This is a genomic window from Nitrosomonas sp., assembly GCF_022842015.1.
Classification (GTDB): Bacteria; Pseudomonadota; Gammaproteobacteria; order Burkholderiales; family Nitrosomonadaceae; genus Nitrosomonas.
This window is the reverse complement of record NZ_JALHQJ010000074.1, coordinates 1-14866: the sequence shown is the minus strand read 5'-3', so window position 1 is coordinate 14866 and position 14866 is coordinate 1. Positions and strand designations below refer to the sequence as shown.

Annotated in this window: 11 protein-coding genes and 2 pseudogenes; 6 read left to right on the top strand and 7 right to left on the bottom strand. The window is 44.2% G+C overall.

Going from position 1 to position 14866, the window contains the following annotated elements; genetic code table 11:
* Positions 1-228: 228 nt before the first annotated feature.
* From Q0C11_RS12425 to Q0C11_RS12405, 5 genes and pseudogenes are all read right to left on the bottom strand, one after another.
* Complete coding sequence (locus Q0C11_RS12425) at positions 229-456, bottom strand: GDCCVxC domain-containing (seleno)protein (protein WP_293008443.1); 228 nt, start codon at positions 454-456, stop codon at positions 229-231.
* Positions 453-1445 (bottom strand): arsenic resistance protein, encoded by a 993-nt coding sequence (locus Q0C11_RS12420; protein WP_293008441.1) that lies wholly within the window; start codon positions 1443-1445, stop codon positions 453-455. The genes Q0C11_RS12425 and Q0C11_RS12420 overlap by 4 nt, the downstream gene beginning before the upstream one ends.
* Positions 1445-2680: an MFS transporter gene (locus tag Q0C11_RS12415; RefSeq protein WP_293008439.1), complete on the bottom strand. Its 1236-nt coding sequence runs from the start codon at positions 2678-2680 to the stop codon at positions 1445-1447. The genes Q0C11_RS12420 and Q0C11_RS12415 overlap by 1 nt, the downstream gene beginning before the upstream one ends.
* A gap of 91 nt (positions 2681-2771) precedes the next feature.
* Complete coding sequence (locus Q0C11_RS12410; RefSeq protein ID WP_293008437.1) at positions 2772-3671, bottom strand: cation diffusion facilitator family transporter; 900 nt, start codon at positions 3669-3671, stop codon at positions 2772-2774.
* A 251-nt stretch (positions 3672-3922) separates the two neighbouring features.
* Positions 3923-4797: pseudogene (locus Q0C11_RS12405) on the bottom strand (IS3 family transposase); the annotation flags it as partial.
* Positions 4798-4853: 56 nt separating this feature from the next.
* Between Q0C11_RS12405 and Q0C11_RS12400 the strand changes: the two are divergent.
* Positions 4854-5045, top strand: a pseudogene (locus Q0C11_RS12400) (IS1595 family transposase); the annotation flags it as partial.
* A gap of 284 nt (positions 5046-5329) precedes the next feature.
* Here the strand turns inward: Q0C11_RS12400 and cadR are convergent.
* A complete protein-coding gene (cadR, locus tag Q0C11_RS12395) occupies positions 5330-5719 on the bottom strand; it encodes a Cd(II)/Pb(II)-responsive transcriptional regulator (protein WP_293008435.1) in 390 nt (129 codons plus the stop codon).
* Between the two features lie 395 nt (positions 5720-6114).
* On the opposite strand from cadR, the gene Q0C11_RS12390 reads away from it, so the two are divergent.
* The 5 genes from Q0C11_RS12390 to Q0C11_RS12370 all read left to right on the top strand — a co-directional run bounded on the left by Q0C11_RS12390 (position 6115) and on the right by Q0C11_RS12370 (position 14278).
* Positions 6115-6669 carry a cation transporter gene (locus Q0C11_RS12390; protein ID WP_293008433.1) on the top strand — a complete coding sequence of 185 codons (555 nt, stop codon included), beginning with the start codon at positions 6115-6117 and terminating at the stop codon, positions 6667-6669.
* A gap of 105 nt (positions 6670-6774) precedes the next feature.
* Entirely contained in the window at positions 6775-7155 is a 381-nt protein-coding gene (locus tag Q0C11_RS12385; protein ID WP_293008431.1) for a hypothetical protein, read from the top strand.
* 364 nt (positions 7156-7519) lie between these two features.
* Positions 7520-11953, top strand: coding sequence for a CusA/CzcA family heavy metal efflux RND transporter (locus tag Q0C11_RS12380; RefSeq protein WP_293008429.1), 4434 nt, complete (start codon positions 7520-7522; stop codon positions 11951-11953).
* 31 nt (positions 11954-11984) lie between these two features.
* Positions 11985-13226 carry an efflux RND transporter periplasmic adaptor subunit gene (locus tag Q0C11_RS12375; RefSeq protein ID WP_293008427.1) on the top strand — a complete coding sequence of 414 codons (1242 nt, stop codon included), beginning with the start codon at positions 11985-11987 and terminating at the stop codon, positions 13224-13226.
* Between the two features lie 32 nt (positions 13227-13258).
* The gene (locus Q0C11_RS12370) at positions 13259-14278 is read left to right on the top strand and encodes a bestrophin family protein (RefSeq protein WP_293008425.1); all 1020 of its coding nucleotides are present in this window, start codon (positions 13259-13261) and stop codon (positions 14276-14278) included.
* Positions 14279-14506: 228 nt separating this feature from the next.
* On the opposite strand, the gene Q0C11_RS12365 is transcribed toward Q0C11_RS12370, so the two are convergent.
* The coding region (locus Q0C11_RS12365) for a transposase (protein WP_293008423.1) at positions 14507-14866 on the bottom strand (360 nt) is incomplete at its 5' end.

The window sequence follows — 14866 nt, the reverse complement described above, 5'->3', positions numbered from 1 at the left end:
TTTAATTCCTTAGCAAGTTGACCCGCTGGAAGCCCAGGTTCTCCAGCTTGAACCAGTACCCGGAATATTGTTAAGCGAGTTTCCTGAGCTAATGCAGCTAGAGCTTTAATAGCAATATATGTTTCCATATTTCCAACATAATGAAAACATATATTTTTGTCAATTAAATACACTTCATTTTTTGCTCTTCTGAATGGGGTGGTGGATGCAATTGTGAGGGTTCCTTACCTAACCGCCACAACAATCGCCGCTGTTTTCGCCGTGCTCTTGAATTGGTGGGCATGGAACCGTACCATAGGAACAGTAAACACAGCAGTCACACGGCTTCGGCTTGAGCACAGTGTGGCACTGTTCGCATTCGTAGAACCACTGGCATGCATCCGTTGGCATGATCTCCGTCTTGGCGTGGCCGCAAACTGGGCAGGTCAGCATGGATTCAAGAATGACAGCACTCATGAGGATTTCCTTTCGATGGTAGCGTCCGATGTTTCGTTGAACAAGCGGCACGGTAGCCACCACAGGTAGAACGCCATTCCGAACAACTCGATCAACGACTGGAACACGATCACTATCACGGTGGATTCCCAGCCTGCCGGTAAAGCGAGCGCGAATGGCAAAACCACGAAAGAATTGCGCGTGCCGAGACTGAAGGCTAACGTGCGTCCGATATCCATTGGCAGTCGTAGTGCCCGTGTGAGCAGGCGTGCCAGCAGCGCGGCTACCAACAGATAGCCCACGAATACCGGCAGCACCTTCAGCAATATCGGTCCGGCGTTGCGCACCAAACCCACCTGTGCGCCAGCGACCAGGAGCACGACCACCGCCAACAGAGGCACGGGCCACCAACCCAGTCGTTCCCGCCAAACCACCCGTCTGGGTCTGGCCTCGACCCAACGCTCGGTCAGCGCGGCTGCCACCAAAGGGATACCGATCAAGGCGAACGTAATTGATAACATCTCTTCCGTACGCAGTACAGCCCCGAAATCGGCTGCTGGAAACATTAGCCACAGATAAATCGGCAACAGCATCAGTTGCACCACGAGATTGATTGGCGTGACTGCAGTAGCCAGGGGCGTGTTGCCTCGCCCGAGCTGGGTGAAGGTGATGAACCAGTCAGTGCAGGGTACCAGTAGCACCAGCAGCACGCCGAGGTGTAGGGCTGGGTCGTTGGGTAGCCACTTCAGCGCCAGCCAGACCACCAGTGGAATCAGCGCGAAGTTGCCAACCAGGATAGCGAGTACGAAGCGCCGGTCACGAAAGGCATCGCGTATATGCAGCAGCGGTACTTGTACGAAGGTGGTGTAGAGCAGCACCATCAAAACCGGCCACAGCAAGGCCTCGAAGCGAGGCCCGAGCGAGGGTTGGAGGCTACCCAGCATCAGCCCTCCGGCAATAGCAGCGAGATAAATCCAGACTTGGTGGCGTTCGAGAGTCAGGCGACCCATCAGTCGCGTAACCGTGTGATTGCTAGCGTTCCCGCCAACATGAACCCGGCGGCTAGCGCAAATGCCATCTCGGGAGAGACTGCCGTCCAAACTATGCCGACCGTAGCACTGGAGATGAACTTGACTGTGCCGTTGACCGCTCCCAGTGCGCCAATGCTCATTGTCATGGTTTCTGCTTGCACCATTTCAGCAGTCACGGTGGACTCCAGAGCCTCCTGCACGGCGACATACAAGCCGGCGATGAAGAAAATGCCCGCTAGCAGTGCCACGTTGTCGATGGCGAACCAGAATGCCAATACAGTCAACATTGCCATGACTGCACCCAAGGCATAGCCAGCCGCAAGGACTGGCAAATGACCGTTGCGATCGGCCAGCCATCCCACTGGCCAAGAAACAGCCATCTGAACGACGTTACGCCACACATACAGCAGACCAGCTACCTGTGCCGCCTGCACTACGCCCATCGAAGGGGTGAGCAGCGTAGTGGCGGCTAGGATCAGCAGTGCATGAGAGAAATCCCCAATCCCAAAGACACCAACCGCGCCAAGGTAACGCTTGAACCGCGTCGGCAGTCCGCGCAGTGACCCGAAAAACTTTAGCGCCGGATTCGGTGAGTGCTGCGGGTCTTTCACCAACGTTAGAAAGGCCAAAACCGCCAATGCGCCGGGGATGATCGACAGCCATAGCACGAAGCGGAATGGCCCGGCAGCATCTTCCCAGTGCCAGCCCTGCTCCAACCCCAGCAATGCCACACCCAACAAGGGGCCGAGCACCGCGCCCACTGTGTCCGCGGCGCGATGGAAGCCGAAGGCACGCCCGCGCGCGGCAGGGCTTACCGCCTGAATTACAATGGCATCGCGCAAGGGACCGCGCAGACCCTTGCCGAACCAGGACACCATCCGTCCGAGCAGGATAAGCGGCCAACCTGCGGAAAGCGCGATCAGTATCTGCCCAACGGGTGTCAGTCCATACCCCACCAATACCAGTAGTTTGCGATGACCAAGCTTGTCGGCGATGTAACCCGAAACCATTTTGGTAAAACTTGCCACTGCATCCGCAATGCCTTCAATGAGGCCTAGCACCGCTGCCGGAATGCCGAGAACGGCGAGAAAGCCGGGCAGGATCACAGTGGTGGTTTCGTAGCAGAAGTCGCCCAGCGCGCTGGTAATACCGGCACCCGCTACGGTACGGTTGAGCCAGACTGGATGCTTGTTGAAATCTGTGATTTTAGTCATGAGAACCCGTATCTAAAATAACCGAAATTGGTAAATGACCCAAAGGCAATACGGAATCGTGTCTGGTGGTATCAATTCTCGCTTTATTTCATTAGCATGATCGGTTATAGGATTCACAAATATTTTGTTCAGGGTGTTCAAACTCCAATGTCGAATGACCAATCTCGAAGCGATCTGAAAGCAATTTCTTGAGTGCGCTTTTAATTTCTTCAATTTGGGATAGCTCATTGGAGTTTACTACCACATGAGCTTCCAGTGCGTTGAGATGTTCGTCGAGTTGCCATATGTGGACATGATGGATGTTTTCCACACCTTCTACTGATTCCATTGACTCGATAACTTCTTCAATTGAGAGATGGTCGGGCGTACCTTCCATAAGCAGGTGCATGGTTTTTGGCAACATGGTGAAGCCCTGCCATAACACGTAGCCTGCGATCATCAGGGTTAATAACGTATCAGTCCAATACCAACCATAGAGCAAAATCAATGTCCCGGCAATGAGAACACCCACAGACGCAAGCGCGTCCGATACGTTATGCAAAAATGCGGCTTTGATATTCATGCTCTTCTTTGACATGGTGTAGGTTAAAGTGGCAGTGATCACATCTACACAGAGCGCAATTCCCGCTACAATCACAACTATCCAACCCTCGATCTTCTCCGGTTCAACAAAGCGCCATATTGCTTGATAGATAAGATATAAGCCAATAATAATCAGCGTAGTAAGATTGATAAGTGCAGCAATAATTTCGGCTCGCTTATAACCAAAAGTTTTGAACTTGTCCGGTGGTTTGCGACCGATTTTGCGTGCAAACAACGCAATACCAAGCGCAGCAGCATCACTTAAGTTATGTAGCGCATCGGCAATAAGTGACAAACTACCGGAGATACTTCCACCAATGACTTGTGCCACAGTCAGCAGTACATTAACTGCAATAGCAGCAGTCAGCCGCTTATCACCTATACTTTCGGTATCGTGGTTGTGTTCCATAGTTATTCAATTATTTTGGTTAGCTACATCATCATCGCGTAGAGAATCAATATGCTATGCTACATGTCCCTGTTTATTTGTTTTTGTTACTAAGACTAAATGTAATGCTTCACAAAAACCGGACAGTTTATTAAGCAGTCTTTCTCCAGAAAATACGTTCATATTCACCCTTACGGCACCAGAGCTCCAATAATTACTCATTCAATAATTGAGTCAACTCATTATTGAAATCTGGTGCATGTATTCTTACTATCTGAATGCACAATCAGGCCTGGCGGTGGCCGGCGCAACCAGATAGCCATTCGCAATGCATCACAAACCAGTGTTGCTTTCATCCGTGAGCTCATGCTCCAACCGACCACTTTTCTGGAAAACAAATCTATTACGATTGCCAGATACAGCCAGCCTTCTTGTGTCCAGATGTATGTGATATCGCAAACATAAACTTGATCCGGTTTGGCAACATCAAATTGCCGATTCAATTGGTTTTCAAATACCGGCAACTGGTGATTGCTGTCTGTCGTCACCTTGTATTTTTTCCGATGCCTGACAGTGACGAAAGCCTCACGCATTAGTTTTCTCGTCTTCCAGCGGCTAATCGAATAGCCTAAGGCATTTAGCGCTCGTTTCATTCGGCGACTTCCATAGGTGTAATCGCATGATTTTGCGATACCCTGTACAGCATCAAGCAGTTGCCTGTGGTGCAGATCATCCGGGCAATTGCGTCGGCGTTGTTCATAGTCATAGTAAGCACTACGACTGACACCCAATAGCCGGCACATTAGGCCGACCGGGCAGGTCTTCTTCTTTTGGGTGATGAACGAATACTTCACTTCGTTTCTTTCGCGAAAAAGACCGCCGCCTCCTTTAATATTTGCCGCTCCAGCTTTAATTGTTTGTTTTCTATCTTAAGTCGCCGAATTTCTTCCTGATCCGGCGTCAGTTTCCCATTACCCCGGAATGCCTGGCCATTATTATCAGCCTCGTTCTCCTTGATCCATCGCCCAAGCATGTTAGCCCTGATTTCCAGGCTCCTGGCAGCTTCTGCTATCGTCAATCCCTGATCCAGAACCAGACTGATTGCATCCAGTTTGAATTCCTTTGTATATTGTTTCCTCGTTTCCATTTCTTCCTCCAATTAAGATTATTTTCTCTTAACTGGAGTGTCCGAGTCTATTAGACCACATCAATGCTTATGACAGCCGGCTCAAGCAATGGATGAGGAAGTTTAATGGAGTGGCGACACGTTATCTTAGGAGTTACCTCGGATGGCACAGAATGATTGACCGTCTCGGTCAAAGTATTACACCAATCCTTTGTTTTATAGCATCTCTTGGCAAAACAAGGCAGATTCAACAACTAATTGTGACATAGCCTTATGAAATATAAGTCACCAATTATAGCCGGTGGAGTAATCACAATTACTGCAGCCAAATTTTGTGGCTATAGTCTCGTTACCTATGCAACAGAAGGTTTTATCATGATGACAACCCCTCACCACATTACTTTATGTACATGATACACAGCAAGTTACAGAAAAGTAGCATCCTCACAGATGTTAAAAACAGCACAGATCATTCACTATAAGTTTGGGCAGTTTTTTCCTACACAATTTGAATAAGAAGTGGTGCTATTCGTTATTAGCTATACAATTAATATTACTGGAATAACTCTAGAAGAATACCGCAGTCTTTAACGGCACGACCAGTTGTGCATTTTCGACGCAAGATTTTAAGTTGCCTTTTAAGTTCTTTTAATTCCTTAATACGTAAATCCACTTGTTTGTTATGGCTATCAACCAGTGCGTTTACGTTATTGCATGTTGTTTCTGGAGAGTTTCTTAAATCAATTAGTTGCCGGATTTCTGGCAGTGTAATATCGAGGCTTCGACAATGCTTGATAAACATTAACTGCTTGATTGTGCAATTATCGTACAGGCGGAAATTCCCCGCACTGCGCTTAACGGAGTCCAGCAACCCTTCTTTTTCGTAGTAACGTATCGTTTGTATGTTACACGCTGTTAATTTCGCTAATTCACCAATCTTCAATTTAATTTCCTCAATACATTGACTCTATAGTAACTATAGACCTTAAACTGTTTTTTGCTGACAGAGCAAGAATATTTTTATGGCGGATAGTTGCGGTGGGCAATGTACAGACAAATCCGAGGACAAAATTCCCCTACATTCTACAAAAAATAGGAATGTTGACAGCAATTACGTCAGCGAATTTACCGTACCAAAGATGGGCTGCCCCTCTGAGGAGCGCATAGTTCGTATGTTTCTGGAAAGTATTAGGCTCAGCATTGCGCTTGAATTTGATATTCCAAATCGGAAGAGAATATTAATGAGATTCATAGAGTAATGAATTTTTGAACTTAGGGGCTAGTATAAACGACACCCGAAAGAACAGTGGGGCTGTTTTTTTACAAGTGCAGTAATCTATGGATAAAAAAGAAGCTGCGATTCTCAAGTGGTTACTCGCCATCAATGCAACGATGTTCGTCATTGAATTATTTATCGGTTGGTTTGCGCAATCGACCGCGCTAATAGCGGATTCCCTCGATATGTTTGCTGACGCGGTTGTTTATGGTCTGGCACTTTACGCAGTAGATCGCAGCGTTCGATTGAAGCTTCGAGTGGCTCATCTGTCTGGTTGGATACAAGTGATGTTGGCGTTAGGCGCATTGAGTGAAGTGTTGCGACGTTTTATTTTTGGCAGCGAACCGGATTCAACACTCATGATGAGCTTTGGGTTAGTCGCTTTGATAGTAAACGTTATCTGTTTAATACTGATTTCTAGAAATAAGGATGGCGGGGCACATATGAAGGCTAGTTGGATCTTCTCCGCCAATGATGTCATCGCCAACCTTGGGGTGATCTTAGCGGGTTTTCTAGTGGCGCTGACAAGTTCTCCTTATCCCGATCTTGTAATTGGGCTAGTTATTGGCTTGATCGTACTTAACGGTGCACGCCGTATTTTACGCCTTGAATCCTAAGCTTGAGCGTATTATTGAAGTGTTTCAATAGACAAAAGTGGATTTTAAAAAGTTTTAACTTGGGATCGGAAATTTTTTACCACAATATATTCTATTGAAGATACAATGCGCCATATGTATAGATTTTTTACCGTCAATTCAGTAGTTTTAGCGCTATGTGTCAGCTTATTGGCAAACGGGCTTGCTTCGGCATTTCATGGCGAAGTCTTTATGCATGAACTTGGTCACAACCATCAACACATTCTCTCAACAGCAGAAACAGCGCATGCAGAACATCCGTATAACGAATTTTCTGATGAAAAGAATTTAGATCTTTCAGCACACATATGTTTTAGTACGGTATATCACCCCATTGTCTTTACAAAACTGCCATTAATACCTACTGTAACTGGTAAAGAGATTCTATCTAAATCTATTACTTTCCAAATTCCAAAATCTATTCCGGATTCGCCGTTTCGTCCCCCTCGAAGTATCTTTCCCAGTTAGAACGTTAGACTAGACTGCTTGAGTTGCCAGCATTCAATTTAGGAATGCTTGGGCTAGCCCGTATTGTCAGCTCAGAGCAGATATGATGGATACGTTTGCCGTGGGTATGTTGCCCTAAGCTAATACTAGCTTGACGCAGTATTTGGCCCTGATAGGGTGAGATCTATAGCTTATCCCCTGCTGTGCCGGTTCGGGTTCGTCGTTAATTCTAGTCTTTCTCGTTTTCCCTAGCTATTCCTTTGTTGTAGCGCAATCGAAGCTCACTACTGAAAACAACATAGCGATCTTATGGGATATTGCAGACCCTGACTAACCATTAGGGCCTGACGATTCTTTACTTTTTATTTAAGAATTAAACAGAGATATGATTAATAGCATTATTTATTTTTCTATTAAAAATAAACTCATTGTCGGTTTGCTAACCCTTGCCATGATAGGCGTAGGGATATACTCAATGTTCACCGTAAATCTTGGTTCCGTACCTGATATCACAAATAATCAGGTACAAGTGATCACTGTTTCTCAAAATCTGGGCACTAAAGACATAGAGCAATTTGTAACTTTTCCGATAGAGTTGGCTATGGCCAACCTGCCAGGCGTTACAGAGATCCGTTCCATCTCTCGCTTTGGCCTTTCAGTCGTTACCATTGTTTTTAAAGATAGTATGGGCACCTATCTGCCACGACAATTAGCACAAGAGAAACTAATTGAAGTAAGACGACAAATTCCTGAAAACTTTGGAAGTCCATCACTGGGACCTATTACCACTGGGTTGGGAGAAATTTATCAGTACACCCTAATGCCAAAGCCAGGGTATGAGACTGTGTACTCGCCGACTGAACTACGCACCATCCAAGACTGGATCGTAAGGCGACAACTGGCACTGGTTGAGGGCGTCGTTGGGATAAATGCCTTTGGTGGAAAAATTAAACAATATGAAATAGCTATCAATCCGAAAAAGCTTAACGCCAATAATATTTCAATTTCTGAGGTGTTTGAGGCGCTGCAGCGCAATAATGCCAATACAGGTGGGGCCTACATTGAAAAAAATCAAATGGCCAATTTTATCCGTGGAGAAGGCTTGGTACGTACTCTCGATGACATACGGAATATTGCCATAAAGAACGAAGATGGCATCCCGACTTTAATCGGTGATATCGCGGAAAAAGTACATTTTGGTCATCAGGTACGCTATGGGGCTTTTACGCAGGATGGCCGAGAAGCTGTAGGTGGCATGATCTTAATGTTAAGAGGATCAAATTCCAATTCAGTTATTCAAAATGTACAGAAGCGCATTAAAGAGGTTCAGAAATCGTTACCTGAAGGTTTAGAAATTAAGCCGTTTCTAGACCGAAGCGCACTAATTCAACGAACCACGAACACAGTAGCCCAGAACCTTACAGAAGGCGCACTCATTGTAATTTTTGTCCTGGTCATACTCCTGGGAAGTTTAAGGGGAGGCATAATCACAGCCACTACTATTCCTCTATCTTTACTTTTTGCTTTTATCCTGATGAAGCAATTCGACATATCGGCGAATCTGATGAGCTTGGGGGCTATTGATTTTGGGATCATCGTTGATGGAGCAGTGATCATAATTGAAGGTACCGTATTTGAAATTCAAAAACGTATTAAAGCAGGGATAGTCGAGTTCGATCAGGATGTCATGGACAAGGCTTCCTATGAAGCCAGTAGTACTATGATGAATACCGCATTTTTCGGACAAATTATTATACTGCTTGTGTTTACGCCCATTCTGTTCCTTACTGGAGTAGAAGGAAAAATGTTTCAACCTATGGCCTATACATTTAGTTTTGCCATGCTAGGAGCCATTATCCTCTGCCTGACTTATGTTCCCATGATGTCTGCCTTGCTTTTAAAGCCGGTGAAAAATAGAAAGAATAGGTTCGGAAGGTTTGAGCGATGGTTAGAACAAAGCGGAAACAAAATATTTAGTGGCATTCATCGCATCTACTTGCCATTACTTGAAAGCGCATTGCGGTTCAAAGCAACTATCCTGATTTTGTCTATTATGTTGCTAGGTGCTGCCATTTTTACTTTCTCCAGAATGGGTGGCGAGTTTATACCCCAGCTAGATGAAGGCGATATTGCCATGCAAGCACTTATCAGGCCCGGTAGCGGGCTTGAGGAGGCAATTGATATTTCAATTAAAATTGAAAATATTTTATTGGCTAATTTTCCTGAAATAAAAACCGCCGTTGCTCGGATTGGTGTAGCAGAAATTCCTACTGATCCTATGCCGATGGACATAGCTGATATGTTCATTATTCTGGAAAAAGACAGAGATAAATGGACTTCTGCAACAACAAAAGAAGCGCTTGTTGAAAAAATAAAAGACAAGCTTGATAGTGAATTGGTAGGTGTTAATCTGGTTTTCAGCCAGCCGGTGGAATTACGTTTTAATGAACTTTTAACAGGTGTTAGGGAAGATGTAGCCGTAAAGTTATACGGTGAAGATCTTGATGTGCTGGCGCAAAAAGCAGAAGAGATGAGTCAAATCATCCAGACCATACCGGGCGTGGGAGATGTTAACGCAGAAAGAATTTCTGGACTACCTCAAATTACTGTTCGCTATAACCGTAAAAAAATAGCCCAGTACGGGGTGAATATTGAACAGTTGAACGAATATGTAAGTTCTGCATTTGCCGGTGGTGTGACCGGAGTGATTTTTGAAGGAGAAAAACGCTTCGAAATGGTTATACGCTTTGATGAAGCATACCAGAAAAGTATTGAAGATTTGCGTGCCTTGTTTATCGATTTACCTGACGGCACACAGGTTCCACTCAAAGAAGTGGCCGATATTAATTATGCACCGGGGCCGATGCAAATATCCCGTGACGATACATTTCGAAGAACTTATGTCGGCGTGAACACCAGAGGGCGCGATGTGGAATCTGTAGTTCTGGATATTCAGCAAAAACTGGGTGCGGAATTAGACTTGCCACCTGGCTATTACATTGCATACGGCGGCGAGTTTGAAAACTTGCAAAGAGCCAAGAGCCGGCTAACCATTGTGGTACCAATTGTACTGCTGATAATTTTTGTGTTGCTGTATTTTGCCCTGAAGTCAGTTTCCAAATCAATCATGATCTATGCTGCGATTCCTTTAGCAGCCATAGGTGGCGTATTCGCTCTTTGGCTACGGGACATGCCTTTTAGTATTTCAGCAGGAATTGGTTTCATTGTGCTGTTTGGAGTCGCTGTATTGAATGGGCTTGTATTAATTCATCGATTCGACACGCTAAAAGAAGAAGGCATAACTAGTATCAAGGAGCGCATCATTACTGGAACCAAAGAAAGAATCAGACCTATTTTCCTTACAGCGTCAACCGATATTTTAGGATTCTTGCCCATGGCAATTTCAGAAACAGCCGGAGCTGAAGTACAGCGGCCACTGGCTACTGTAGTCATTGGCGGTATGCTTACAGCCACTCTACTTACCCTTGTGATGCTTCCTATACTTTACACTCTGGTGGAAAATCGAAGTAATAACAAGAAAAATCTTAAGCGTTCCAATACAAACACAAACACAAATGCATTGCTTGTATTAATTGTATGTGGCGGGCTGACGGGTATTCTACTTAGTGCCGCCTCTACAGTGAAAGCGCAATCACATCAAATAGATAACCTGCCAACAATTACTTTGGAGCAAGCTAGAGAACGGGCAGTAGAGAATTATCCAAGAATACAATCTGCCAGATTGGCAATAGAAAGCCAAGATGCCTTGAAGAAAACCGCCTGGAACCTCGGTACCACAACGATCTACACCGGAGGAGAAGAGGTTGGCAATGGTTCAAATGGCATCTATACAAAACTGGGTATTAAACAGGATCAAATCGATGTGCTTGGTATTCTTCCTAAGCTGAAGTTACAGAATGAACGAGTAATACTGGCTGAAACCGCGTTTAATCTGTCTGTAATTGAAGTAGAGCTGGAAGTGAGCCGGGCTTGGGCAACAGCATATGCAGCTAAAAACAATTATCAGGTATTTCAACGACTGAGCTCTATTTTTGCGGATATTGAAAGAGCTGCCAAATTGAGGCTAGAAGTAGAAGCGACGTCCAGGCTTGAATATCTGGCTACCGCGAATCAGGGTAACCAGGTGCAAATTCAAAAAGAACAGGCATATCGCGATTATTTGAGCTCGTTGCAGCGATTGAATTTATGGTTTGTCAGCGATACGCTGTTTACTGTGCCGGATATACCCCCGAACCAGTTAGACAGTCCATTAAAATTAGTTGCAGATTCTTTAGACAATCACCCGGTACTCACTGTTTCCAAGCAACAGGTGAACGTGGCAGAGGCTGTCATCAACGAGCGATATACGCAGTTCTATCCCAAGTTGAATTTGCAGTACGGCAAGCAAGAGCTTCTTGGTCAGCCGGGGTTTCATCAGTTTATGGTGGGTGTTCAGATACCTTTGTTTTTTGGTCCAGAACTGGGCAGAACACAGTCGGCTAAAATTGAACATTCAATTGCTGCTCAAAATCTTCAACAAACCCAACTGGAGCTGAAAGCTGCTTATAAAAATATCCGTGAGCAGTACTTAAAGTGGCTAAATTCGTGGCAATACTACCGAGATACGGCGCTTCCTATGGCTAGGGAACAACAAACCGGAGCAGTTTTTGCCTATAAGGAAGGTGCTATAGATTATGTAACGTTTTTGCAAAACATGAGGGAGGCGATACGAATTGAAGTGGACTCCTGGGATGCCTTTGGTAATTATTTAGGTAGTCGTTATCAGCTGGAGTATTTCTTAAAAACATCGAATTTATAATTAATTTCAAATGGTTAAAGAATAAATTAACATGAGAATTTACATCCCATATCTACTTGTTTTGATGTCGGCAGTATCTTTATTTAACGGCTGTAGCGGCAAATCAGATGATACCAATGATTTTGGCAAAAGCAATCATCAAGAGCCCTCAAAAAGTAATTCTCACAATGAACATGCTCATGAGGAACATGAAGAAGTAGGATTGGGTACGGTGCATCTATCAACTTCAAAGTTTAATAGTCTTGGTATCAAGGTAGATAGTATGCCTACGCGATCTATATCGGGCGTGGTAGATATTAATGGGAGACTGGCGGTATTTCCACAACATCAAGCCGTAGTTACAGCTATTTTAGGCGCCAATATAACGTCCATTAAAGTGATAGAAGGAGAGAAAGTGAAGAAAGGACAAGTATTGGCTTATCTTTCACACCCTAATCTCACAAATCTCCAAACCGCCTATATAAGAGCCTATAGCCAAATGCAATATCTTCGAAAAGAGTTCGATCGTCAAAAAAGGCTTTATGATGAAGGAGTTGGTGCCGGAAAGACCTATCAGCAGACAAAAGCTGATTTTCAAGCAATTAAAGGGGAAGTGAAAGGCTTTGAAGCACAACTGAAGCAATTAAGCATGAATGTGGAAAAAATTAAGGATGGAAACATTTATGTAGATGTGCCAGTAGTAAGTCCCATTGATGGCAACATTGAAAAAGTATTGGTACAGATAGGTCAGTTTGTAGATGCGCAGGCAGAAATACTTGGAATCATCAATATTGATCATGTTCATGCCGACCTAATGATTTTCGAAAAAGATGTGCACAAAATAAGAGAAGGCCAAAAAGTATCTTTTACAGTGGAATCGGTTCCGGGTAAGAATTTAACTGCCACAATATTTTCAGTCGGCAAGAATTTTGAGCAGAATCCTAGGATTGTCCATGTACATGCGGAGATTGATCAAAAAGAGCCGCTTCTTATCCCAGGAATGTACATCAATGGAAGAATCTACACAGAAAGTTCTTTAGTAAAAGCTCTGCCAGAAGAGGCCATCATTGTGGAAGAAGGTAAATCCTACATTTTTAAGGCGGAAGTACATCGAGAAGATGGAAAAATGGAGTGGGAGTTTACCCCTGTAGAAATCAGAACAGGCGCATCTGATGAAGGTTGGGTGGAAATCAATCTGTTGGAGCCATTTCCAAATGATACTCAGGTAGCCTGGAACAAGGCTTATTACTTGATCGCAGAGATGAAGAAAAGTGAGACCTCACACGAACATTAGAGTTTCTTTGCAACAATTCATTAATATAAATTATGCATATCAGAAAGAGTCTTGGTCTTAAAAGGGTCATCTTATGGACAAAGAATGATATTTATATCTTTGTCCTCATTGCTACCGTTCCAACAGTTATTTATGAAACCTTTCATTATCAGTGGCTGGCGTTGCCCTGGTTGCCCATGGCGATTATCGGCACCGCAGTAGCTTTCATTATCGGTTTTCAAAATAATGCCACTTATAAGCGTTTGTGGGAAGCGCGAATGATTTATGGAGCTATAGTAAATTCAAGTCGGACATGGGGGATGATGGTGAAAACATTCATTACCAACAAACATGCCGAGAAATCTTTGCCCGACAGCGAACTCAATGCCGTGCATTGCAAACTTATTTATCGTCATATTGCATGGCTTACTGCATTACGTCATCAATTACGCCAGCCACGTGAGTGGGAAACAATGAATGAAAATTATAATGTTGGATACAAGAAATATTTTACCGTTCCAGAACATGAGATAAGTTTGGAAGCTGATATTACAGCTTATTTATCCGCAGTAGATAAAGAATATATTTTGAGCAAGCAGAATCGAGCCACGCATATTATCAGTGTTCAGGCCGAAGATCTGAAAGATTTATTTAATAAAGGTTTGATAGATAATTTTCGTCACATAGAATTGCAGAGGATTTTGTCTGATTTATTTGAACATCAAGGTAAATGCGAGCGCATTAAGAGCTTTCCCTATCCACGTCAGTTTGCCACGCTTAACTTATATTTCGTTTGGGTGTTTATCATCCTGCTACCTTTTGGAATGATTCCAGAATTTGAAAAACTTGGGCATTATCTTACTTGGCTTACTATCCCTTTTAGTGTGTTAGTCTCGTGGATTTTTCGCACCATGGATAAAATAGGTGAGTCCAGCGAAAATCCTTTTCAGGCAGGCCCAAATGATATTCCTATTACAGCACTTAGTCGTACCATCGAAATTGACCTTCGTGAAATGTTAGGTGAAACAGATTTGCCGAAGCCTATTGAGGCAAAAAATGGTATTTTGATGTAGGGACTGCGGGATGAAAGTCCTGCGGTTCGGAAACGTAAGCGTAAGAAGGTAAATCAGATCCCTAAGATATTTCGATTTACTCGAAATAAGCCATTTAGTTTTAAATAAGACTCTACTCATATAATGGGTCAGAAAGATTAATGAGAGCGTCTACCCGCCCGGATGAACCGAGCGGAAAAGATAGCTTATTGTTCAATAATAATTAGAGCTTACTCAGAAATTCAGCGATCAGATATGCGCTGGCAAGTAAGAATTCTGGTTTGAGATGAATTGGCAGGCACGCGCAAACGGAATTTCTCTGGGTATGCTCTTTTTTGTCACCCAAAATGCTATTTTGGCAGCAAGATTCCTCAGACAAATAAAAACCCGCACCAAAATGAGCAGATTCATAACCAGGAAGATGCTATTAATCCATGCGGCGGACGTATCAGCGCGCTTGGCTCGAATATTGTTGAGCCGATAACCATATTTTCCTTGGCCAAACTTTCCTTCAATTGGAATGCGCTCGCGATATTCCTGCCGGCGTTGTGCTTTCAGGCGTTTGATCTCATCTTTGTTTTCAGGTGTACTCTTTGGCGGACGCCCCAG

Excerpts from the sequence above, each read along its gene's own strand:
- Q0C11_RS12425 (WP_293008443.1), bottom strand. The coding sequence starts at position 456 with ATGAGTGCTGTCATTCTTGAATCCATGCTGACCTGCCCAGTTTGCGGC.
- Q0C11_RS12420 (WP_293008441.1), bottom strand. The coding sequence starts at position 1,445 with ATGGGTCGCCTGACTCTCGAACGCCACCAAGTCTGGATTTATCTCGCT.
- Q0C11_RS12415 (WP_293008439.1), bottom strand. The coding sequence starts at position 2,680 with ATGACTAAAATCACAGATTTCAACAAGCATCCAGTCTGGCTCAACCGT.
- Q0C11_RS12410 (WP_293008437.1), bottom strand. The coding sequence starts at position 3,671 with ATGGAACACAACCACGATACCGAAAGTATAGGTGATAAGCGGCTGACT.
- Q0C11_RS12390 (WP_293008433.1), top strand. The coding sequence starts at position 6,115 with ATGGATAAAAAAGAAGCTGCGATTCTCAAGTGGTTACTCGCCATCAAT.
- Q0C11_RS12385 (WP_293008431.1), top strand. The coding sequence starts at position 6,775 with ATGCGCCATATGTATAGATTTTTTACCGTCAATTCAGTAGTTTTAGCG.
- Q0C11_RS12380 (WP_293008429.1), top strand. The coding sequence starts at position 7,520 with ATGATTAATAGCATTATTTATTTTTCTATTAAAAATAAACTCATTGTC.
- Q0C11_RS12375 (WP_293008427.1), top strand. The coding sequence starts at position 11,985 with ATGAGAATTTACATCCCATATCTACTTGTTTTGATGTCGGCAGTATCT.
- Q0C11_RS12370 (WP_293008425.1), top strand. The coding sequence starts at position 13,259 with ATGCATATCAGAAAGAGTCTTGGTCTTAAAAGGGTCATCTTATGGACA.